Source organism: Ruegeria sp. CDSB114 (genome assembly GCF_059611025.1).
The window spans coordinates 108353-130076 of record NZ_JBXWOT010000003.1; the positions used below are offsets into that span (position 1 = coordinate 108353).

Genomic DNA, 21724 nt, shown 5'->3' on the forward strand with positions numbered 1-21724 from the left:
CATTCAGGCGTCGCGTCTTTCATTTACGGAACGCTGACTGGCGGGCCGAGGGAGGGAAAATCATGAAAAGCGCATTGGTCGCCCTGAGTAGGGGCACCGAGTTCATCGAGAAATTCGTTATCATTCTGGCCATATTGTTGATGATGGTGAATTCGACCGCTAACGCCATTGGCCGCTACGCCTTTGGCAAAAGCCTGTTCTTCTCGGAAGAGCTGAACCAGTTTCTGATTGTCAGCGTGACCTTTTTTGGATTTGCCTATGCGGTTCGGAAAGGTCGGAACATTCGGATGACGGCGGTTTATGACACGCTGTCCCGCCGGTCCAAGAAAGTGATCCTGACGCTGATTTCGATCACGACCAGCATGCTGCTGGCCTTTTTGGCCTATAAGTCCGTGTTCTACGTGCTTGAGATCAAAGAGCTGAACCGTCTGAGCCCGGCGCTGCAGTTTCCGGTCTATATCATCTACTCGGTGATCCCGGTCGGCCTGTTTATGGCCAGCCTGCAATATCTGATCGCATTCATCATGAATGTCACTCATGTCGGCATCTGGCACTCGTACGAGGTCGAGGACAATGACGCAGTGGATGTAGGAGTCTGAGATGCCCGGATTCCTTGATTTCCTTGGCGATGTCATAGCTGGTGAGCTGGATATCTATGTCATCACCTTTGCTCTGGTCGTGGCGATGGTGGTTCTGCTGTTCCTCAGCTACCCGATGGTTGTTCCGCTAGCGGTTGCCACGCTGATTGGCCTTGTTCATTTCTCGCAAAGCGATACTGGCGTCATCATCCAGCAGATGGTCACTGGCATTTCGCCAAACGCGCTGATCGCTGTGCCGATGTTCATATTCGCCGCCGATATCATGGCGAGAGGTCATACGGCCAACAATCTGCTGGGGCTGATCGAAGCCTTTGTCGGTCACCGCCGGGCCGGATTGCCGATCACGGCCTGCATCAGTTGCACATTGTTCGGCTCGGTTTCGGGTTCGACTCAGGCGACCGTGGTTTCGATTGGTCAGATCATGCGGCCAAAGCTGCTGAAGGCCGGTTACAAGGACAGTTTTGTCATGGCGTTGATCATCAATGCCAGCGACATCGCCTTCCTTATCCCTCCAAGCATCGGGATGATCCTATATGGCACGCTGGCCAATACCAGCGTGGGCGAGCTGTTCATTGCAGGAATTGGTCCGGGCGTTGTTCTGGCGCTGATGTTTTCGGTCTATTGCTATTTCTACAGCGTCCTGCAGGGCGATCTGATCGCGCGGGTGCCAAAGAAATCCGGGGCCGAGCGGCGCGCAGCGTTTCGCAAGGCCATACTGCCGCTTGGTTTCCCGGTCCTGATCGTCGGCGGTATCTACACCGGCGCAGTGACCCCGACCGAAGCAGCCTCGTTTTCGGTGCTTTATGCGCTGATCGTCGAATGCGTGATTTATCGGGAACTGAAACTCAACGACGTTTTGGATTCTGCTCTCAGCACAGGATTGATTACGGCGGTTGTGTTCATCCTTGTCGGGATCGGTCAGGCGTTCTCCTGGTATATTTCCTTCGAACAGATCCCACAGGGCCTGTTAGAACCGCTGAACCTGGAAGGCGCGTCGCAGGAATACATCCTGTTCATCATCGCGCTGTGCTTCTTCGTGGGATGTATGTTCGTCGACTCGCTGGTCGTGCTTGTCATCCTTACGCCAATCTTCGTTCCGATCGTGGATGCCTCGGGGATTGATCCGGTTCTTGTCGGGGTTATGGTGACGCTGCAGATGGCCATCGGATCAGCAACACCGCCGTTTGGTTGCGATATCTTCACCGCAATCGCGATTTTCAACAGACCTTATCTTGAGGTGATCCGGGGCACTTTGCCGTTCTTCGCGATCCTGGCGCTGATGACGGCTATGCTGATCTACTTCCCGGGTATCGCGCTGTTCCTCAGGGATCTGGCGGCGTTTTGACAAAATGAATGACGGATGGCCGGTTGTTTTGAATCGGCCATCCAAACTTGATCCGAAGATCAGCGCCCAATACCGACGTAACTATCGAAGCCGGATTTCTTGACGGCGGGTTCGGAATAGATATTGCGCAGATCGACCATTCGGGGGGATTTCATCGTGCCAGCTAGTTCGCTCAGATTGAGCGCACGGAACTCGTTCCATTCGGTCAACAGCACAACGACATCCGCATCTGCAGCAGCAGCATAGGGGTCTTCGCACCATTCGACGCCGGGCAGCAGGGCCTCACCTTCGGAACGCCCCTGAGGGTCGACAACCCGCACCGTTGCCCCACCACCGATCAGTGCAGGCACGATAGTTAACGAGGGCGCATCACGCATATCGTCGGTATTGGGTTTGAAGGTCACGCCCAGAACAGCGATCGTTTTTCCATTGAAACTGTCGTCGCAGACATCTCGGATTTTCTGGATCATCCGTTTCTTGACCTCGTCATTCACCCGGATGACGGTTTCGGTGATCTGCATCGGGTGGGCATGTTCCTGACCGATCCGGGCCAGAGCGGCGGTGTCTTTTGGAAAGCACGATCCGCCATATCCCGGACCTGCATGTAGGAATTTATTGCCAATGCGCCCATCCAGACCGATGCCTCGGGCGACCTCTTTCACGTCGCCGCCAACACGTTCGCACAGGCCTGCGATCTCATTTATAAAGGTGATCTTGGTCGCAAGAAACGCGTTAGCGGCGTATTTGATCATCTCTGCGCTTTCCAGATCGGTGGTCAGGATCGGGAAGTCCCGCAGGTAAAGCGGGCGGTATATTTCCGCCATGACATCGGCGGCGCGGTCTGATTCAACGCCGACAACCACACGATCTGGGCGCATGAAATCATCAATGGCGGCCCCTTCGCGCAGGAATTCAGGGTTCGAGGCGACGTCGAATTCGGCCTTCGGGTTGGCGGCAGAAATGACCTGATGCACCTTGCGATTGGTGCCAACTGGAACGGTCGATTTGGTTACCACCACAGTGTAGCCCGTAATCGCATGCGCAATTTCTTCTGCGGCGGCCATCACATAAGTCAGATCGGCGTGACCGTCCCCGCGACGTGTGGGCGTGCCCACGGCAATAAAAACAGCATCCGCACCATCCACTGCTGCGGCCAGGTCCGTGGAAAAGCTGAGCCGACCAGCGGCTACGTTTTTGGCCATCAGGACGTCAAGCCCGGGCTCATATATCGGGACTTCGCCAGCCTGCAGCATCTCAATTTTCTGTTCGGCCTTGTCGACGCAAATGACATCATGGCCGAAATCGGAAAAACATACCCCGGACACCAAACCTACATAGCCGGTTCCGATCATCGCAATACGCATACTAAAATACCCTTCTTAACAAATACCGCCTTTGGCGCGCACACATTCGAAGAAAGTTCCGCCGGTTTCAATGCCTGTCAGCGTGCTTGGGTTGCATTCCGGGGATTCTTGCTGTTTTTGGGTCGGCAATCATACACATTTGTTTTCGTAGGGCGGAACTATGACAAAAACGGCATTAATCACCGGGATTACCGGACAAGACGGATCGTATCTGGCCGAGTTTTTGTTGGAAAAAGGTTATGAAGTTCACGGCATTAAGCGTAGGGCGTCCTCATTCAACACGCAACGCATCGATCACATCTATCAGGATCCACACGTTCCCAATCCCAAACTGCACCTGCACTATGGAGATCTGAGCGATACGTCTAACCTGACGCGAATCATTCGCGAAGTGCAGCCGGACGAGGTCTATAACCTAGGCGCACAGTCCCATGTGGCCGTCAGTTTTGAATCCCCGGAATACACTGCGGATGTGGATGCCATTGGTACTTTGCGTTTGCTGGAAGCGATACGTTTTCTCGGGCTCGAGAAAAAGACACGCTTCTATCAGGCCTCGACCTCGGAACTCTACGGTCTGGTGCAAGAGACCCCGCAACGCGAAACCACCCCGTTCCACCCACGGTCACCTTATGCGGTTGCCAAACTTTATTCGTACTGGATCACGGTCAATTACCGTGAGGCCTATGGCATGTATGCCTGTAACGGGATCCTGTTTAACCACGAAAGCCCGCGCCGGGGCGAAACTTTTGTTACCCGCAAGATCACACGCGGTTTGGCAAATATTGCGCAAGGGCTGGAAAGCTGCCTGTACATGGGCAATATCGACAGTCTGCGGGATTGGGGCCACGCGAAGGACTATGTGCGGATGCAATGGCTGATGCTGCAGCAGGACAATCCTGAGGATTTCGTGATTGCGACCGGGGTTCAGTATTCGGTACGTCAGTTCATTGAATGGTCGGCAGCCGAGCTTGGCGTTTCACTGGAATTCACCGGGTCAGGCGTTGACGAAACCGCGACTGTCGTCTCGATCGAGGGGGACAAAGCCCCGGGATTGAAACCCGGTGACGTCGTGATGCGGATAGACCCGCAATATTTTCGCCCGGCCGAGGTCGAGACCCTTCTGGGCGATCCCTCAAACGCCAAGAACAAACTGGGTTGGGTACCAGAACTGACCGTGCAGGAAATGTGCGCTGAGATGGTGACCGAAGACCTGAAGACGGCCAAACGTCACGCGCTTTTGAAAGAGCACGGGTTTGATCTGCCAATGAGCCTGGAAAACGGCTGAGGAGGCCCGCATGCGTAAGATCTATGTTGCCGGGCATCGTGGTATGGTTGGCGGCGCAATCCTGCGCCGTTTGCAAAACCGCAAGGACGAAGGCAAAGCGCTGGAGTTGATCACGCGCAGACATTCCGAACTGGATCTGACCGACCAATCCGCCGTGCGTGATTTTATGCAGACCGAGCGCCCGGATATGGTGATCCTAGCCGCGGCCAAGGTTGGTGGGATTCACGCAAATAACACGTACCCCGCAGATTTCATTTACGAAAACCTGATGATTGAATGCAACGTGATCCATCAGGCTTTTGCAGCGGGGGTAAAGCATTTGCTGCAACTGGGCAGCTCGTGCATTTATCCACGGGCTGTGCCTCAGCCCATGCGTGAAGACGCTTTGCTGACCGGCGTGCTGGAACCCACCAACGAACCCTATGCCGTTGCAAAGATCGCCGGGATCAAGCTGTGTGAAAGCTATAATCGCCAACATGGCGTCGATTACCGGTCGGTTATGCCAACCAATCTTTACGGACCCGGAGACAATTTTCACCCCGAAAACAGCCATGTCCTGCCGGCCCTGATCCGCAGATTCCACGAGGCACAGCGCGACGGGCTGGAAGAAGTGGTGATTTGGGGCACAGGAAAACCGCGGCGCGAGTTTTTGCATGTCGATGATATGGCCGAGGCGTCCTTGTTTGTGCTCGACTTACCGCGCGATATCTACGACGCGAATACCCAGCCGATGCTGAGCCATATCAATGTGGGATGCGGCGAAGATATCTCAATCGCTGAGCTGGCGGCCCTGGTGGCCAGGACAACCGGATTCACGGGTAAGATCACCCAGGATGTCAGCAAGCCTGACGGGACACTGCGCAAGTTGATGGATGTGTCCCGACTGGCCGATATGGGGTGGCGCGCACGCGTCGGACTCGAAGATGGTATCCGCGAGACCTATGCGTGGTTTCTGGAGCAGGCAGACACCGATTTGCGCGCCAAATGACCGCCCGGGAATAGCTCTGGACGGTCTAAAGCTCAGAACCAGCGACCGGTTGCGATTACCGTTGGGGACAGGCTGCTTGTGTCCGAGGATGCCGATAGAACCTTAAAGGGCACTTGTGTTTCAGTGGCCGCGCCCAAACCTATAAACCGGCTTGTCGCGCCGCCACTGCCACCGACCGAGGGTGAGGTTCCGGACGCAAAGGCTGCGGGAAAGCTCCAGGTGGTCTCGGCGCTGGAATACAGCGATCCTTCGGCGTTCACGCAATCGGTGGCCGTCAGAACGCCCGTGCAGATTTGTGTACCATCCGCAAACCGGACGTATTCGCCATTGGCGGTTGATCCGCGTTCGACGACCGCGCCGGTTGGCACCCCGGCGGTTTCTGACACAGAGCCCAGCAGGTTTCCGGGGCAGTAGCCATAGTCGGCCCGCATCAGGCGACCTGCGGTGATGTCTTCGGCATCGTTTTGAATGGCAGAGCCTGAGGCTGTTCCGGTGGCTGGGTCAAAGCTCAGCGCCTCGGTCCAGGATCCGCCATCAGCCGAGACTTTGATGGAAAAACCGGTGTTGCCGGACAATCCCATCTCCGCATGACCGACCCAGTTTGACTGGAACAAAAGCGAGGCGGTATCCCCGGCCGCTGCCTTGTTGATCTTCAACTGGTGCCCCGCCCCGTCATGGCTGAGCAACGTCGCAGGCGACCGGACCGATAGCCGATTGGTGCTGTCATACCCGGTTGCGATGCCCAACCCGTCCAGGTTCTGGGTCGCGACCTGAGGTTCGGACCAGTCTGCGCCGTCCCAGATCTTAAACCGGTTGGCCTGTTCATCCCAGGCCCGCCAGCCGATTCCCGGGGTCACAAAATGCCAGGCGTCATCCAACCAGGCCGCAAGGGCGCCCGGTTGCGCGGCCCAATCCCCGGTAGGGTTGGCGCCAAGCGCGTGAATCTCGCCCTGTTCCGGCACCGCAGGCGGGACCGAGGCGTTTGTCGACGCTACGCTCAGCTGGACAATCAGGTCCAGAGCACGCAGCGCCTCGTTATGGGTGACGTGTTTCTGGGCCTGCGAAGGTTGCAGGAAAGGTAAATCCAATCTGGGTGAGTTTTGTGACACGGGCGGCGTCCTCCTGTAGCTGTCGGTCCGACTATTGCATTGCGCGCCACATTGCCGTGCCCAGGATGAATCCGGTCTGATCTGACCGAACGTTCGAATAATCATTTGCTAACGTTTGGAGGATTCCATGGGGCGTAGCCAAAGGTCAGGATTCAACGAAAAAGGGCAGCCGAAGCTGCCCTTAAGTTTACCAATCACCGTGAAAGGTTAGCTGCGGGCGTACACATCCTCGTACCGGATGATGTCGTCCTCACCCAGATAAGACCCGGTCTGGACCTCGATCAGAACCATCGGCACCTTGCCCGGATTCTCCATCCGATGAACGGCGCCGAGCGGGATGTAGACAGACTGGTTTTCAGAGATCAGGCGCACATCTTCGTCGATCGTAACTTTTGCCGTGCCCTGTACAACGATCCAGTGTTCAGACCGGTGGTGATGAGATTGCAGGCTTAGTGAGGCGCCGGGGTGAACGTGTATGCGTTTGACCTGGAACCGATCCCCGATGACCAGGCTTTCGAACCAGCCCCAAGGGCGATGATCGACCGGCAGCGATTCCGCTTGTTTGGCGCCTTTGGCCTTCAGGGCCGCAACCGCCTGTTTGACGTCCTGAGCCTTGTCCATGCTGGCCACCAAAACGGCATCGGGCATGGCGACCGCAATCATGTTTTCCAGACCCATCGCAACAACTTCTTGCGTGGGGGTTTCTGAACGCACCAATACGTTCCGGCAGTCAATGGTGGTAACCTGGCCCGTGGTGGCAACGCCATCGGCGTCTGGATTGCTCAGCTCTTGAACTGCCGACCAGCTGCCGACATCCGACCAGCCCGACGCATAGGGCACGACGCTCAGATTGCGGGCTTTCTCCATGACCGCGTAGTCGATCGAGATATCCTCGACCGTGCCCCAGGCTTGGGGGTCGAGGCGCAGAAACCCGAGGTCGGCCTTTGCCTCACGGACGGCCTTGCCGACCGGGTCCAGCAGTGCGGACGCATGTTCTTTGAATGCAGCGATTATGTCTTTGACCGCGAACAGAAATATCCCCGAATTCCAAAGATAGCTGCCATCGGCGATCATGGCTTGGGCATTCTGCAGATCAGGCTTTTCGACAAAACGGTCCAGCGCAATGGCGGTGTTGCCCGTATCTGGGGCATGGCTGAGCTTGAGATATCCATAGCCGGTTTCCGGCCGGTCCGGAGTGATCCCGAAAGTGACGAGATCCCCGCGATCAGCGATCACGCGCGCGCCTTCGGCAACGGCCTGATGAAACGCGGCTTTGTCCGGCACGACATGGTCCGACGGGGCGACAAGCATGATAGCATCCGGGTCGCTGGCGGCCAGATACAGCGCGGCGGCCAGCACCGCAGGTGCGGTGTTGCGCCCTTCGGGTTCGATCAGAATGGGACCGGGATCAATGCCAATCGCGCCCAGTTGTTCCGGAACCACAAAACGGAATGCATCATTGGTAAGGATCAGCGGCTTGGCATAGGGCGCGTCCTTGGGTCCCTGCATTCGTTCAGCACAATCCTGAAGCAGGCTTGAATCACCGATCAGAGGGACGAACTGCTTGGGGTAACTTTTGCGCGACAGGGGCCACAGTCGGGTGCCGGACCCTCCGCAGAGTATGATGGGATGGATGGTGGTCATTGCGGCTTGCCTCGAAGGTTCTTGGACTTTGTCACTTTTGAAACGACATGCAGAAGGTTGCGAGCGCTATTGAGCGGCCTTCCCGGCGGCGGCTATCTCGTTCAGATACTGGCTCAGGTCATCACGCAGATCACTACGGGCCAACGCAAAGGCAACAGTTGCCTGAAGGAACCCGGCTTTCGAGCCGCAATCAAACCGCTGACCGTCGAATTTATAGCCAAACACAGGCACGCCGTTGCGAATGTCTTCGGCAATCGCATCGGTCAGCTGAATCTCTCCACCGCTGCCTGCTTTCTTTTGGTTGAGGTTGTACAGGACCGAGGGCCCCAGCACGTATCGACCGATAACCGCCAGGTTCGAGGGGGCCTCTTCCGGCTTGGGCTTTTCAACCATACCTCTGGCACGAACCACCGTGCCCACGTTTTCGCCGACGTCCAGAACACCATAGGAACTGGTTTTCTCGGTCGGAACTTCCATCGTCGCGACCATATTGCCGCCGGTTTCCTCATAGGCTTCGATCATCTGCTGCAGGCAGGGCTTGTCTGCGGCGATGACATCATCAGGCAGCATGACGGCAAAGGGTTCGTCGCCAATCAGACGGCGGGCACACCAGACTGCGTGGCCCAGACCAAGCGCCTTGTGCTGGCGGATATAGGCGATGGCGCCGCTTTCCATATTCGTTGCATTCAGCGCTTCAAGCAGGTCATCCTTGCCCTTGGCCTTGAGCTCCTGTTCCAGAACGAGGTTGTGATCAAAGTAGTCTTCCAGCGCAGATTTGCCACGCGAAGTTACAAAGATGAATTCGGTAATACCTGCGGCACGGGCTTCGTCGATTGCGTATTGAACCAAAGGACGGTCAACCAGTGTCATGATCTCTTTGGGGACGGATTTTGTCGCTGGGAGAAAACGCGTGCCCAATCCCGCAACGGGGAAAATCGCCTTGGTGACCTTGCGTACCATGTTACCTCTCAAATTCAATTCTTGCCCGACCGCATAGGGCAGGCCGGGGTTTCCTATTAGGCTGCGCAGTCAGAACAATCAATGACATCGCGGCCGCAGTCTAAAATCTGACAGGAAGGTGCCACCGGGGGTAGGGGAAGTCAAAACGAACCGCCGTTTGATGCCTTTGAAACCCGTCATTTACCGGTGTTTTGTTGTACAATCCGGCCCTTCGTCCATTCATTGGCAAGAATACGCCAAGAATCGTCATGAAGTCGTGCAAAGCCGAACCTGTCCCCGAGGCTGTTCATGCGGCCTCGGGGACAGGGGATTTATGTGTTCGCCAGTATTGTCTCAAGCGGGTCATGCTCGGCCACGAAATGGTTTGGTGCGACCTCGTTGAGCTGTGGAACATAATCGTTCTGACCGGCCGATAGCCGGCTGGGCAAGAACCTGAGCGCCGCTTTCGGGTCCATCGGCGAAGGCAGCTCGCCCGGCAATTTGAGGCGCTGGCGTTGCCGTTCCACATCCGGATCGGGGATCGGGACCGCCGAGATCAGCGATTTGGTATAGGGGTGTAGAGGCTGCGAACAGATCACCTCTCCATCTCCCAATTCGACGATGCGCCCCAGATACAGTACCATGATCCGGTTTGACACTGTCCGTACCACGGACAGGTCGTGGCTGATGAAAATCATCGACAGTCCGAATTCCTGCTGCAGCTCTTTCAAAAGCTCTACGATCTGGGCCTGGATCGACACGTCCAGAGCCGAGACCGCCTCGTCACAAATGATCAGCTTGGGCTTGTTGATCATCGCCCGCGCGATCCCGACCCGCTGGTTCTGCCCACCGGACAGCTCGTGCGGATAGCGGTTGATCATGTTGGCCTGCAGGCCGACCCGCTCCATCATTTCGCCGACCATTTTCTTGCGCTCACGCTCTGTCAGATCCGGGCGATAGGTTTTCAGCGGTTCGGCGATAGAGGCCGAGATGGTCATTCGCGGATCGAGGCTGGCCAGCGGATCCTGGAACACAATCTGCAGGTCCTTGCGGTACTTGTTCAGCTCGGCCCGCTTTAGCCCGACTATCGGATGGCCCAACCAGCTGACATTGCCACCGCTGGGTTCGATCAGCTGCAGAACCGCCCGCGCCAGTGTGGATTTGCCACAGCCGGATTCACCCACAACGCCCAGCGTCTCGCCCTTACGGATGTCAAAGCTGACACCGTCCACGGCCTTCAGCGGCACCTTGCGCCCGAACAGCCCGCCCGAGACATGGATCGGGAAATGCACTTTGACGTCATCGACCCGCAGCAGAGGTTCATCGGTTTCTGCCAGCGCTTTTGGCGCGTCACCGGCATCAATGCGCGGCATCGCTTCAAGCAGGGTGCGGGTGTATTCATGCTGCGGCGCGCGGAAGATCTCGCGTGTGTCCCCGGCCTCAACAAACTGACCCAGACGCATGACCTGAATGCGGTCACACATCCGTGCCACCACGCCCATGTCATGCGTGATCAGCGCAATGGCAGTGCCTTCGTCTTTTTGCAGGTGCACCATCAAGTCCAGAATGTCGGCCTGGACCGTCACATCCAGCGCCGTGGTCGGTTCATCGGCGATCAGCAGCTTTGGGCTGCACAACATCGACATGGCGATCATGACACGTTGGCGCATGCCCCCCGACAATTCGTGCGGGTATTGATCCAGACGACGGTTTGCCTCGGGGATGCGGACCCGATCCAACCACTCCAGACAGCGCGCCCGAGCGGCCGAACCCTGCAACCCTTCGTGAACCTGCAGAACCTCACGCATTTGCTGCCCGACCCGCAGATGCGGGGTCAGGGCGGTCAGCGGATCCTGAAAGATCATGCCGACGTCATCGCCCCGGATCTGGTTCAGCTTGTTGATCGGCAGATTCAGGATTTCCTTGCCATTCAGTGTGGCCGAACCGATTGCACGACCCGCTGAAGGCAACAGCCCCATCGCGGCCATGAAAGTCTGGCTTTTACCGGACCCGCTTTCGCCCACAATACCAAGGCATTCGCCCGGATTAATGTCAAAGCTGATGCCTTTGACGGCCTCGACCACACCATCGGGGGTGTCGAACTGGACGCTTAGGTCCTTAACAGAGAACAGGCTCATATCAGCGATCCTTTGGGTCCAGAGCGTCACGCAGCCCATCGCCGATGAAGAACATCGTGATGATAATGGCGACATAGAATGTCAGAGGGAACATCAGCTGCCAGAGGGTTCCGTACCCCATTGTGCCTGCCCCTTCAGCGATCAGACGGCCTAGCGAGGTATAGGGCTCCGAGATGCCAAGTCCGAGGAACGAGATAAAGCTTTCGGTCAGGATCATCTCGGGCACCAGAAGCGAAGCATAGACGATTACCACGCCCAGCAGGTTGGGCAGGATATGGCGATACATGATGGTGAATTCGCTGACACCGGCGGCACGCGCGGCCTCGATGAATTCGCGGTTTTTCAGGGCCAGAGTCTGCCCTCTGACGATCCGTGACATGGTTAGCCAACCAACCGCGCCCAATGCGATGAACAGGGTAAAGAACGACCGACCGGCCACTACAAGCAACAGAATGATGATCAGAGTTGTTGGAATGGCCAGAAGGATATCGACGAACCGCATCATCGCGCCGTCAAGGCGCCCGCCAATATACCCGGCGGCGATGCCATAGCAGGTGCCAACAATCAACGCGGTGGCCGCCCCGACAAGCCCCACCAACAACGATGTTGTTGTGGCCTGAATGACCCGGCTGTAAAGGTCGCGCCCCAGATCGTCGACGCCAAAGAAGTGCCCGGTCTCAATCGATGGCATTCCCATGCCACGGATGTCACCCATCACGTTCCAGTCGATTTCCTCATTGCTCCAAACGGCGAAATATGGGCCGAAGATTGTGAACAGAACGATCATCAGCAAGATGAATACGCTCGCCATTGCGGCTTTGTTGCGGACAAACCGCATCCGCGCATCCTGCCAGAGGGAACGCCCCTGAACGGCCGTGAAATCGGTGATATCCTCGGCCAGATGGGCGGCTTTTTGTGATTTTCCTAGCATTTTGTGCCCCTCAGTACCGGATTTTCGGATCGAACCAGGCATAAGCCAGGTCGGTCAGCAGGTTCACGATGACAGTCAGCGTGCCGTACAGGATGGTGACCCCCAGCAGCACTGCATAATCGCGCGACAGGGCCGAGCCGACATAGGCCTGCCCCAGACCACCGGTCGAGAAATAGATGTCGACGAAAACCGATCCGGTCAGAACATAGACAAAGACCGGCCCCAGATAGGACACCACCGGCAGCAGCGTGGGCTTCAACGCATGGCGCCAGATTACGGTCCTGGTAGGCAAACCCTTGGCCCGGGCCGTGCGGATAAAGTTCGAGTTCAGAACTTCCAGCATCGACGAGCGGGTAATCCGCGCGATCGACCCCATATAGGATGTGGCCAATGCGATGACAGGCATGATCAGGTATTGCCACTGACCGCCGTTCCAGCCACCACCCGGCAACCATCCCAGCCACAAAGTGAAGGTCAGGATCAGGATCGGGCCCATGATGAAGTTCGGCAGCGCCTGCGCAGCGATCCCCAGACCTACAGCAAAATAGTCGATCCAGCTGTTGTGTCGGATGGCTGCGGCGATCCCAAGGCCAATACCTACGACACTTGCCAGCAGGAATGACAATGACCCATAAGTCAGCGAGATCGGGAAGCCTTGCGAAATGATATCATTGACGTCCCGGTCCTTGAACTTGAAGGACGGGCCGAAATCGAAATGCACGACAATGTTGTACAGATAGTCCCAAAGCTGTTTCCACAGCGGTTGGTCCAGACCATAGCGCGCCTCAATATTGGCCAGTACCTGCGGCGGCAATGGCCGTTCCGAGGTAAACGGCCCGCCGGGCGCGTAGTGCATCAGAAAAAAACAGGCAACGATCAGCAACAGGATCGTTGGAACGGCGATCAGCAATCGCCGGATGATATAGGCAAGCATTTCATGCCCCCATTATTGGCTTTGCCCCGGGGTGATCCTCGGGGCAAAGCGTGGTCTAAGGAAGGTTATTCGGCGATCTTGTAGAGGTTCTTGGAGTACCAGTTCTGCTCTACGTTCTTGACCGGCCAGTTGCCGACATCGCTGTCCATCATGTAGACGCCAGCATAGTGATAGATCGGGATAACCGGGGTCTCTTGTGCAATGATCCGCTCAACCTCGGTATACAGTGGTGCTGCGTCATCTGCTGTCTTGGCCTGGGTCAGCAATTCGTCAACCTTGGAGTTGTTGTACTTGCCGTCGTTATAGCCGGAATCCGACTGCAACAGGTCCAGGAAGGTCGAGGCTTCGTTATAGTCGCCACACCAGGCGCCACGGGCCAGATCGAAGTTCTGGTTGCCGCGCTCTTCCAGGAACACTTTCCATTCCATATTGGCCAACTCGACCTGTACGCCCAGTTTCTGTTTCCACATTTGGCTCAGTGCCACTGCGACTTTCTTATGGGCCTCTGATGTGTTGTAGACCATGTCAAAGCTCAGCGGGTTGTCGGGGCCAAATCCGGCCTCGGCCAGCAGCTCCTTGGCCAGCTCGTCACGCTCGGCTTGCGTCATCGAAGCCATTTCGACTTCAGGGACGGTGAACCCAGCGGTTGCTTCGGGTGCGAACGTATATGCGGGCGGCTCACCACCGGCTTTAACGTTCTTGGTGATGATGTCGCGGTCAACTGCAAGAGACAGGGCTTGACGTACATTTGGGTTCTTGAATTCTTCCGGTCCGCTGTCAGACAGGTTGAATGTATAGTAATAGTTGCACAGGCGCGGGAAGCTGATGGCCTCTTCGGGGTGCTCTTTCTGTAGGCGCGGGAACTGACCAGCAGGTACTTCAGTGCGGTCCAGCTCGCCTGCGAGGTAACGGGTCAGGGCTACGTTTTCGTCGTTGATGACAAGGGCCACGACTTTTTCGACAATCGTATTGTCGTTATCCCAATACATCTCGTTGCGCTCACGGACCGAGCGTTCCTGTGGCAGGTGTTCGGTCAGAACATAGGCGCCGTTCGAGACGATGTTTTCCGGCTTAGTCCAGGCGTCGCCGAACTCTTCGATCACCTTCTGCGGGGCAGGGAAGGTGGTGGAATGGGTCGTCATTTGCGCGAAATAAGGCAGTGCTGCGCTCAGCTTGACCTCAAGTGTGTGGTCGTCGATGGCGGTTACGCCCAGTTCGTCCACCGGCTTCTCACCAGCAATGATTTCGGCCGCATTTTCGATCGACATCAGCTCCATGAACCACGCATAAGGCGAGGACAGAGCGGGATCGACGGCACGTTTCCATGCAAAGACGAAATCGCCTGCCGTGACCGGATCACCATTGGACCATTTGGCGTTATCACGCAGTGTAAATGTGTAAACGTCCTTGGTATCGTTTGTGGTATAGCCGGTTGCGACGCCGGGCACCAAATTGCCGTCTTCGTCCTGGTTCATCAGGCCTTCGAACAGGTCGCGGACAATTTCCGCACCGGTAACGTCTTCAACAACCTGCGGGTCAACCGAACTGTGCTCATCCAGAACGCGATAGGTGAAGGTTTGATCATCCGCCAGCGCCTCGCCGGTTTCGGGATGGGTGCCGGCGGCAAATGCAGCGCCGGTGATCATGGTCGAGGTCAGTAACCCCGCCAGAGATGTCCGAATGTATTTGTTCATATCTTTCTACTCCCATTTGTGTGGTGGCAAGGTACGCACATCCGTTCAGGATGGTCGCTGACCACCATGATTGTCCGACTCAGATAGACCGGGACTTGTTCGAATTTTGCTTTTTCAGATCGCAATGAACACCGCGTCGCAGTCTTTCGGTTTGCTGTCGGAAACGTAGTTGCGAAAGTCGCCTTTCACTGATGCAGAACGTGGCACTATTTCAAAAAAGGTTAAAGCCTTTGCGTGCAAAATGGCCAAGTGCGGCCGAAATCTAAAAAATTCCACGGGAGAATGGAAATATTATAATGATACGCGATGGTTTCTTGACATTTTTGGGAAGCTCTTGATTAAGCGGTTGAGCGTTGACGCAAGGTCCGCTTTTGCGGCTTTCCAAAAATTGGCGCGAATCGCTATTGGGTCAGTGCCCGGACCATATGGGTCTGAGGAAAGCATGTGGCGGACTGATTGGTGGCCTCTTGCCAGCGCCCGATAGAGCGGCGTGTTCTAAAGCCCGGCAGGCCGTCAGCGCCGCCGACGTCATGGCCCATCTGTTCCAATGCGCGCTGCATGGCTGCTATATCCGATCGGTAAAGACCGCCGACTTTATCCCACCGGCCGCGGAAATCCTGGACGCCATATTCTATCCTATCCCCAACATGGCCGACGAACAGGGCGTATAGATCGCTTTTGTTGTATTCCTTCAGGACATAAAAATTGGGGGTGACAATGAAGGCCGGGCCATTGCGCCCGGCGGGCATCATCAAAAACCCTTGTCCCTGCATTTCTTGTTTTGGAAACGGCTTGCCAGATACACGGGTGATCCCCAACCCGGCCCAGTCGCGAATAGGACGGCCCTGATCCGGCCCTTCAAGGGTGCAGGAAACCGAAGACGGGACAGTTACTTCGAACCCCCAATCACGACCCGAGACCCAGCCATGTTGGTCGAGGTAGTTTCCGATCGATGAAATTGTGTCTTCGGCCGAGGTCCAGATATCCGCGCGCCCGTCGCCATTTCCATCGGCCGCATAAGTCAGGTAGTTCGATGGCATGAACTGCGGTTGCCCAAGCGCACCGGCCCAACTGCTTTTCATTTGATCCGGCGGTATGTGGCCAGCCTCGGCAATCTTGAGCGCGGCGATAAGCTCTGACGTGAAATATTCTGAGCGGGTGCTCATGAAACCTTTGGTGCCCAGAACCTGAAATGCATTATGCCGGATAGCCACCTGCCCATATCCGCTTTCGCGGCCCCAGATCGCCAGAATGATGCGCGCAGGGACGCCGGTATCGGATTCCACCTGGCTTAGCGTTGCGCTATAGCGCCGGGCCATCTTGCGCCCGACAGAGGTGGCCCCCTGAACCGAACCAGCGTTGAAATAGCGGCCCGGTGATCCGAACTCGGCCTGTTTTTGCTGTTTGGGAACTGCTTTTGCCGTGCCCGGAGGCACCAGATCTGGCAGTTTCCAGTTCAGCGTGACGCCGTTGAAGGCCCTGTTCATCGTGCGCTTTGAAATACCCTCGGATTTCGCCCGCGCCCAGACCGTGTGTTTCAGCCATGACTGAAACTGAGCCTCGATCGCCGCACGATCCTGTGCTGTCGCACTTGTCGACAGGTAGCAAAGTCCAAGAGTAAGGATTAACCAACGCATTATCCTATGATCTCACCTGCGATCTGCTTTAAGTCAACCTACCAGAATGGCGTTTCTGCCGCTGTGATCGGGGTGGCAAGATCAAATCTCGGGAAACTGGCAGAGCTGCGTAAAAATCCTTGTGAAAATTCAGGACTCTGCCGATAGTTGTCCCAATCAATTTTGAAATGAGGATGAACAGGCGTGACATATTCCAGACCGTCTTTTGCATCCTTGGTTGTCCTGTCTGCCGCCATCGCAGGTCTTGGCTTTGTGCCGGTTGCCGAAGCCAGCAACAATTTCTTGGACCCTCAGGGACCCGTCGCCGCCCTTCAGAAAAGCCATCTTTTACGGGCAACTGTTCTGATACTGGTCGCAGTTGTTCCGGTTCTGATCCTGGTGCCTTTGATTGCCATACGGTATCGAAGGCGAAAGGAGGGGCAGGCAGACTATCGACCGGAATGGGATTTTTCCGCCCGGTTGGAGTTTCTCATGTGGGGTATCCCGGTTGTTATTGTGGCCATCCTTTCATTCTATTTGTGGAAAGCCACCCACCGGCTGGACCCTTACGAGACCTCATTCGGAGAAGAACCGGCGCTGAAAGTGCAGGTTGTTGGTCTCGACTGGAAGTGGCTGTTCATCTACCCCGATCTTGGCATCGCCAGCGTCGGTGAGATGGGGCTCCCGGTCAACCAACAGGTGGCTGTCACACTGACAACAGATACGGTGATGCAGTCCTTTATGATCCCGGCACTGGCCGGGCAAATCTATGCCATGCCGGGGATGACGACCAAATTGCACCTTGTCGCCGATAGGCCCGAAACAATGCAGGGCGAAAATACGCAGTATAACGGACGTGGCTTTACCAAACAGAAATTCAAAGCCATTGCCATGTCGTCTCAGGAGTTCAATGACTGGGCCGAGAATGTCCGGGCAAACGGGGTTCCGTTGAGCGCTGAAACATACCGAACGCTTGCCATGCGAACGGACCGGGACGAGGTGCAGGCCATGTTGGGCAATGATCAGATGCCGACTGATGCGCTATATTTCACGCTAGCCGATGGTGATCTGTTTCAGTCGATCCTGCACCGCTATCACGGGGCCACACCCTTGCCTGCCGATCAGCAACCGGGCACTGCCGAATATGGTCAGGAGAAAACACAATGACCAATGTCGAGACTGGTTTTTTCGGCCGTCTAAACTGGGATGCTTTTCCGATCACCGGGTTGATCCAGTCACCCAACGCAAATGAGATCGTGGCAAATGCTGCCGCTGGGATCGTGATTGTGGGCGTCATTGCCGTTGTGGGGCTGCTGACATGGTTTCGTCTGTGGGGGCCGCTGTGGCGTGACTGGCTGACCAGCGCGGATCACAAGAAGATCGGCATCATGTATATCGTCTTTGCCATCGTGATGCTGGCGCGGGGCGTTCTGGAAGGCGTCGTCATGCGCGCCCAACAAGCCGCTGGCCCGGGCGAAGGCTTTCTGGAAGCCGAGCATTTCGCCGAGCTTTTCAGCACCCATGGTACGATCATGATCTTCTTCGTGGCCGTGCCGTTTGTGTTCGGCGCCGCCAATTTCCTGATCCCGCTGATGATCGGCGCCCGCGACGTGGCATTCCCGGTGATGAACCAGATCAGCCTCGGCCTGACCGTGTCCTCGGGCATGATGCTGATGGTGTCCCTGGTGGTCGGAGAGTTCTCGACCGGGGGCTGGACGGCCTACCCGCCCTTTACCGGAGCGGCCTTTAATCCCGGCGTTGGGCCGGATTACTGGATTTGGGCCATCGTTGTGTCGGGGATCGGAACGACGCTGACAGGGATCAACTTTGCCGTCACGATCTACAAACTGCGCGCGCCGGGGATGCAGTTCATGCGGTTGCCGATGTATTGCTGGACGATCATCTGCAGCTCGATCCTGATTGTCTTTGCCATGCCGCCGCTGGGTGTTGCGGCGCTGATGCTGGCCGCAGACCGGTACTTGGATTTCCACTTTTTCACCAATGACCTTGGCGGCAACATGATGAACTATGCCAACCTGTTCTGGCTGTTCGGACATCCCGAGGTCTATCTGTTGGTCCTGCCCGCCTATGGTATCTATTCCGAGGTTTTTGCGACCTTCTCGGCCAAGCGCCTGTACGGGTATAACTCCTTGGTGATTGCAACGATGTCGATTGCGGTGCTGTCCTTCACGGTCTGGCTGCACCACTTTTTCACTATGGGCCAAAGCGCGCTGATCAATGCGGTGTTTGGGATTGCCACGATGCTGATCGCCATACCGACTGGCGTGAAAGTCTATGATTGGATGGCCACGCTGTTTCGCGGGCGTATCCGGTTCTCGGTCCCGATGCTCTATGGGTTGTCTTTCCTGATGCTGTTCGTGATCGGAGGGTTGTCGGGCGTCATCCTGGCCAATCCGACCATCGACTATCAGGTGCATAACACCCTGTTCCTGGTCGCGCACTTTCACAATGTGCTGCTGCCTGGCGTCCTGTTTGGCCTGCTTGCGGGATACAACTATTGGTTCCCCAAAGCTTTTGGTTTCCGCCTGAATGAAGGCTGGGGACGGATATCTGTCGCGTTGTGGACCGTTGGATTTATGTTGACCTTCCTGCCACTTTATTTTGTCGGCTTGATGGGGATGCCGCGTCGATCTTACAGTTGGGAAGATCCCAGCTTTCACCCCTATATGATCGCCGCCGTGCTTGGGTCTATGGTCATTCTCGCAGCGCTTCTGTCGATCATTGTCCAGCTGTGGGTCAGCATTCGAGACCGGGAAAAAACCCGCGTGCCGGTTGGCGACCCTTGGGATGGGCGCACGCTGGAATGGTCAATTCCCGCACCGCCGCCTCCGTATAACTTTGCAATCATTCCGCATGTGACCGACCGGGATGATTTTGCCGCCGCAAAAGAGCGCGGCAACGCCTATCCGTCCCTTGATGCCTATGAAGATATCCTCATGCCACGCAATACGGCGATCGGGTTCGGTCTGTGCGTGCTCAGCGGTATCTGGATGTTTGCGCTGGTCTGGTGGATCTGGTGGCTGGCTATTGCGACGACAGCCGCGATGTTGGCGGCCTTCATCGCCTGGACGTTCAGAACCGACACCGAAGAGGTTATACCGGCCGACCAGGTCCGCAAAGAGCATGAAGCCTGGCTTGATCTTGTGCGCGCATCGGTTCCGGTCAATCGCGATCATGAATACGCGCCCGAGAACCGCGGCCTGGCCCGTCCCGATCTGGAGGCCACTACATGAAACGCGCGCCGACACACAGCTATCCGGGCCTAAACTTGGGCCGACGGCATCCGGGTGCCGACAAGGCCAGCGAAGTGGTCACCTTTGGGTTCTGGGTCTTTCTGATGAGCGATCTGGTCTATTTCGGCCTGATGTTCGCGATCTATATCACCATGATCGACGCGCAGGCGGGTGGGCCCGGTCCGCATGAGCTGTTCGACCTGACCAGCATTTTTGCCCAGACCCTGATCCTGTTGACCAGCAGCCTTACAGTGGGCCTTGCGATGCTGGCGTTGAAATACAACCTGCCACGGCCCCGTATCGTGCTTTGGTTCGCGGTAACTCTGGTTCTGGGTCTCAGCTTTCTGGTACTTGAGATACGTGACTTTCTGGCTATGGCGGAAAAGGGTGGCATTCCACAGCGCAGCGGGTTTCTGTCAGCGTTTTACGGGCTTGTGCCGCTGCACGGGCTGCATGTCGCTGCGGGGTGTCTGTGGTTGATCGTTCTGGGTATTCAGCTGCGTGTGTTTGGTCTAACCGACGTTCTGATGTCACGGGTGGTTCGTCTGGCCCTGTTCTGGCATTTTCTCGACCTCATCTGGATCGGCATAATCACGATCGTCTATTTCGGAGGGCTGACCTATGGATAGGCGCAGCGAAATGCACCGACGTGAACGCCGCCGATATGTGATTGGCTATGGCGGATCGCTGCTGCTGACACTGGCGGTCTTTACCATTGCATATACGTTCGGGATCGAGACCAAGGGCGTTTATTTGTCGATCGGTTTGTTGGGGCTGGCGCAGTTGATTGTTCAACTGGTGTATTTCCTGCATATCGACCGTCGACGCAGCAGCCGCGAGGACCTGGACCTGGTCCTGTTTTCCACGATGGTTCTATTGATCATCATTGTTGGGACGGTCTGGATAATGGGGAATCTGGCGGTGCGGATGCATACCTATCCGATGTAGGTCCGGCTGCACCGGATCAGCGCATCGCCATCAGCCCAAGCCACAGCGCGCCCCAACACAGCAAAAGGCTCAGCGCGATATTCCCCGCCGCCGTAGCGATTGTGCGTTCGCGCCGCAGTTCCAGTGACTGGTAGGCAAAGCTGGAGAAAGTGGTGAAGCCGCCACAAAAGCCGAACACCAGGCGCTGTTCCTCCTGGCTGACGCCCGTCGGTCCGCCCAGATACCCGACCCAAAGCCCAAGCAACAGACTGCCAAAGACGTTCACGATCAGCGTTGCAACGGGCAGGTCATGGCGAATTCGAATGGCGATCCAGTGCCGCAGAACCGCGCCCAGACCTCCGCCTAAACCAAACATTGCATGCAGGTAGAGATCGCTCACTCTGACGACCTCCGCGGGGAAAAGCGACGCCCGGCGGTTTCACCCAAAATCGCCGCAAAAAGACCCGCCACAATTTCCAAACCCGCTGCGGTTAGGGCAAGCCCGAAGCTGACCTCTGCCAGACGTTCCAATTCCGCGACAAATGAGGAAAACGTAGATAACCCGCCACAAAACCCAACCGCGCCCAAATGCAGGACGTGGGCATGCACCCGGTGCCGGATGGCGTATAACCAGCCAAGCACAAAGCATCCGGCTATATTGATGCCAAAGGTCTCGGTCAGGATCGGCAGGCCCGAGATCCCGAGCGACAACGCTTCTCTGACCAGTGACCCAGTCGCGCCACCCGTGAAAACGGCGCAGAACATGAGAGCCGTGGCCCATGCTGTTTGCGATTTTTTCACAGCCAATGATCCTGCCCGCGTTGCCCTGCCATCCGGGATACCGATTGGCGCGGCCGGGATCAACTGCGCATGGCGGATCACAAGTTTCACCATTTACGTGATTTCGGGCGTAAAGGCTTGCGTGCAATCGCGAATTTGTACCACGGTGACTCAGCT

At 56.5% G+C, this 21724-nt stretch carries 19 protein-coding genes; 8 read left to right on the forward strand and 11 right to left on the reverse strand.

Going from position 1 to position 21724, the window contains the following annotated elements; all coding sequences use genetic code 11:
• Positions 1 to 62 precede the first annotated feature (62 nt).
• Positions 63 to 599 (forward strand): TRAP transporter small permease, encoded by a 537-nt coding sequence (locus tag AC2FIP_RS10045; protein WP_271949035.1) that lies wholly within the window; start codon positions 63 to 65, stop codon positions 597 to 599.
• A 61-nt stretch (positions 600 to 660) separates the two neighbouring features.
• Positions 661 to 1944, forward strand: a complete 1284-nt coding sequence (locus tag AC2FIP_RS10050) for a TRAP transporter large permease (RefSeq protein ID WP_416383921.1) — start codon at positions 661 to 663, stop codon at positions 1942 to 1944.
• Between the two features lie 59 nt (positions 1945 to 2003).
• Here AC2FIP_RS10050 and AC2FIP_RS10055 read toward each other — a convergent pair whose 3' ends face one another.
• Complete coding sequence (locus AC2FIP_RS10055; RefSeq protein WP_142639848.1) at positions 2004 to 3308, reverse strand: UDP-glucose dehydrogenase family protein; 1305 nt, start codon at positions 3306 to 3308, stop codon at positions 2004 to 2006.
• 160 nt (positions 3309 to 3468) lie between these two features.
• Here AC2FIP_RS10055 and gmd point away from each other — a divergent pair, with 160 nt between their 5' ends.
• On the forward strand, positions 3469 to 4593 hold the full coding sequence (gene gmd / locus AC2FIP_RS10060) for a GDP-mannose 4,6-dehydratase (protein WP_496786239.1): 1125 nt from the start codon (positions 3469 to 3471) through the stop codon (positions 4591 to 4593).
• A 10-nt stretch (positions 4594 to 4603) separates the two neighbouring features.
• A complete protein-coding gene (gene fcl, locus AC2FIP_RS10065; RefSeq protein WP_496786241.1) occupies positions 4604 to 5581 on the forward strand; it encodes a GDP-L-fucose synthase in 978 nt (325 codons plus the stop codon).
• 32 nt (positions 5582 to 5613) lie between these two features.
• Here fcl and AC2FIP_RS10070 read toward each other — a convergent pair whose 3' ends face one another.
• The 8 genes from AC2FIP_RS10070 to AC2FIP_RS10105 form a co-directional block, all read right to left on the reverse strand.
• Complete coding sequence (locus AC2FIP_RS10070; protein ID WP_496689235.1) at positions 5614 to 6690, reverse strand: DUF2793 domain-containing protein; 1077 nt, start codon at positions 6688 to 6690, stop codon at positions 5614 to 5616.
• Positions 6691 to 6897: 207 nt separating this feature from the next.
• Positions 6898 to 8334 carry a mannose-1-phosphate guanylyltransferase/mannose-6-phosphate isomerase gene (locus tag AC2FIP_RS10075; RefSeq protein ID WP_496786242.1) on the reverse strand — a complete coding sequence of 479 codons (1437 nt, stop codon included), beginning with the start codon at positions 8332 to 8334 and terminating at the stop codon, positions 6898 to 6900.
• A 66-nt stretch (positions 8335 to 8400) separates the two neighbouring features.
• A complete protein-coding gene (gene galU / locus AC2FIP_RS10080) occupies positions 8401 to 9294 on the reverse strand; it encodes a UTP--glucose-1-phosphate uridylyltransferase GalU (protein WP_496786243.1) in 894 nt (297 codons plus the stop codon).
• A gap of 311 nt (positions 9295 to 9605) precedes the next feature.
• Entirely contained in the window at positions 9606 to 11411 is a 1806-nt protein-coding gene (locus AC2FIP_RS10085; protein WP_496786244.1) for an ABC transporter ATP-binding protein, read from the reverse strand.
• A 1-nt stretch (position 11412) separates the two neighbouring features.
• Positions 11413 to 12342 carry an ABC transporter permease subunit gene (locus tag AC2FIP_RS10090; RefSeq protein ID WP_142639834.1) on the reverse strand — a complete coding sequence of 310 codons (930 nt, stop codon included), beginning with the start codon at positions 12340 to 12342 and terminating at the stop codon, positions 11413 to 11415.
• 10 nt (positions 12343 to 12352) lie between these two features.
• Entirely contained in the window at positions 12353 to 13276 is a 924-nt protein-coding gene (gene oppB, locus AC2FIP_RS10095) for an oligopeptide ABC transporter permease OppB (protein ID WP_142639832.1), read from the reverse strand.
• A 65-nt stretch (positions 13277 to 13341) separates the two neighbouring features.
• Entirely contained in the window at positions 13342 to 14970 is a 1629-nt protein-coding gene (locus AC2FIP_RS10100) for a peptide ABC transporter substrate-binding protein (protein ID WP_142639830.1), read from the reverse strand.
• A 401-nt stretch (positions 14971 to 15371) separates the two neighbouring features.
• Positions 15372 to 16607, reverse strand: a complete 1236-nt coding sequence (locus AC2FIP_RS10105) for a lytic murein transglycosylase (protein ID WP_142639828.1) — start codon at positions 16605 to 16607, stop codon at positions 15372 to 15374.
• A gap of 183 nt (positions 16608 to 16790) precedes the next feature.
• Here AC2FIP_RS10105 and AC2FIP_RS10110 point away from each other — a divergent pair, with 183 nt between their 5' ends.
• The 4 genes from AC2FIP_RS10110 to AC2FIP_RS10125 are packed head-to-tail and all read left to right on the forward strand — an operon-like array spanning position 16791 to position 20788.
• Positions 16791 to 17753 carry a cytochrome ubiquinol oxidase subunit II family protein gene (locus AC2FIP_RS10110; protein ID WP_496749862.1) on the forward strand — a complete coding sequence of 321 codons (963 nt, stop codon included), beginning with the start codon at positions 16791 to 16793 and terminating at the stop codon, positions 17751 to 17753.
• Positions 17750 to 19840, forward strand: coding sequence for a cbb3-type cytochrome c oxidase subunit I (locus tag AC2FIP_RS10115; protein WP_496786245.1), 2091 nt, complete (start codon positions 17750 to 17752; stop codon positions 19838 to 19840). The genes AC2FIP_RS10110 and AC2FIP_RS10115 overlap by 4 nt, the downstream gene beginning before the upstream one ends.
• Entirely contained in the window at positions 19837 to 20469 is a 633-nt protein-coding gene (locus AC2FIP_RS10120; RefSeq protein ID WP_142639822.1) for a cytochrome c oxidase subunit 3, read from the forward strand. Before AC2FIP_RS10115 ends, AC2FIP_RS10120 begins: the two co-directional genes overlap by 4 nt.
• Complete coding sequence (locus AC2FIP_RS10125; RefSeq protein ID WP_142639820.1) at positions 20462 to 20788, forward strand: cytochrome o ubiquinol oxidase subunit IV; 327 nt, start codon at positions 20462 to 20464, stop codon at positions 20786 to 20788. Before AC2FIP_RS10120 ends, AC2FIP_RS10125 begins: the two co-directional genes overlap by 8 nt.
• 16 nt (positions 20789 to 20804) lie before the next feature.
• Here AC2FIP_RS10125 and AC2FIP_RS10130 read toward each other — a convergent pair whose 3' ends face one another.
• Together AC2FIP_RS10130 and AC2FIP_RS10135 are read right to left on the reverse strand one after the other, a co-directional pair.
• Positions 20805 to 21167, reverse strand: coding sequence for a fluoride efflux transporter FluC (locus tag AC2FIP_RS10130; RefSeq protein ID WP_496698343.1), 363 nt, complete (start codon positions 21165 to 21167; stop codon positions 20805 to 20807).
• Entirely contained in the window at positions 21164 to 21661 is a 498-nt protein-coding gene (locus AC2FIP_RS10135) for a fluoride efflux transporter FluC (protein ID WP_496786247.1), read from the reverse strand. Before AC2FIP_RS10135 ends, AC2FIP_RS10130 begins: the two co-directional genes overlap by 4 nt.
• Positions 21662 to 21724: the final 63 nt, after the last annotated feature.

What these genes read in the sequence shown, in the direction of transcription:
- AC2FIP_RS10055 (WP_142639848.1), bottom strand. Translation starts at nt 3,308, where the DNA reads ATGCGTATTGCGATGATCGGAACCGGCTATGTAGGTTTGGTGTCCGGG.
- AC2FIP_RS10115 (WP_496786245.1), top strand. Translation starts at nt 17,750, where the DNA reads ATGACCAATGTCGAGACTGGTTTTTTCGGCCGTCTAAACTGGGATGCT.
- AC2FIP_RS10100 (WP_142639830.1), bottom strand. Translation starts at nt 14,970, where the DNA reads ATGAACAAATACATTCGGACATCTCTGGCGGGGTTACTGACCTCGACC.
- AC2FIP_RS10045 (WP_271949035.1), top strand. Translation starts at nt 63, where the DNA reads ATGAAAAGCGCATTGGTCGCCCTGAGTAGGGGCACCGAGTTCATCGAG.
- AC2FIP_RS10125 (WP_142639820.1), top strand. Translation starts at nt 20,462, where the DNA reads ATGGATAGGCGCAGCGAAATGCACCGACGTGAACGCCGCCGATATGTG.
- galU (WP_496786243.1), bottom strand. Translation starts at nt 9,294, where the DNA reads ATGGTACGCAAGGTCACCAAGGCGATTTTCCCCGTTGCGGGATTGGGC.
- AC2FIP_RS10090 (WP_142639834.1), bottom strand. Translation starts at nt 12,342, where the DNA reads ATGCTAGGAAAATCACAAAAAGCCGCCCATCTGGCCGAGGATATCACC.
- AC2FIP_RS10085 (WP_496786244.1), bottom strand. Translation starts at nt 11,411, where the DNA reads ATGAGCCTGTTCTCTGTTAAGGACCTAAGCGTCCAGTTCGACACCCCC.
- AC2FIP_RS10105 (WP_142639828.1), bottom strand. Translation starts at nt 16,607, where the DNA reads ATGCGTTGGTTAATCCTTACTCTTGGACTTTGCTACCTGTCGACAAGT.
- AC2FIP_RS10075 (WP_496786242.1), bottom strand. Translation starts at nt 8,334, where the DNA reads ATGACCACCATCCATCCCATCATACTCTGCGGAGGGTCCGGCACCCGA.
- gmd (WP_496786239.1), top strand. Translation starts at nt 3,469, where the DNA reads ATGACAAAAACGGCATTAATCACCGGGATTACCGGACAAGACGGATCG.
- fcl (WP_496786241.1), top strand. Translation starts at nt 4,604, where the DNA reads ATGCGTAAGATCTATGTTGCCGGGCATCGTGGTATGGTTGGCGGCGCA.
- oppB (WP_142639832.1), bottom strand. Translation starts at nt 13,276, where the DNA reads ATGCTTGCCTATATCATCCGGCGATTGCTGATCGCCGTTCCAACGATC.
- AC2FIP_RS10120 (WP_142639822.1), top strand. Translation starts at nt 19,837, where the DNA reads ATGAAACGCGCGCCGACACACAGCTATCCGGGCCTAAACTTGGGCCGA.
- AC2FIP_RS10135 (WP_496786247.1), bottom strand. Translation starts at nt 21,661, where the DNA reads ATGGTGAAACTTGTGATCCGCCATGCGCAGTTGATCCCGGCCGCGCCA.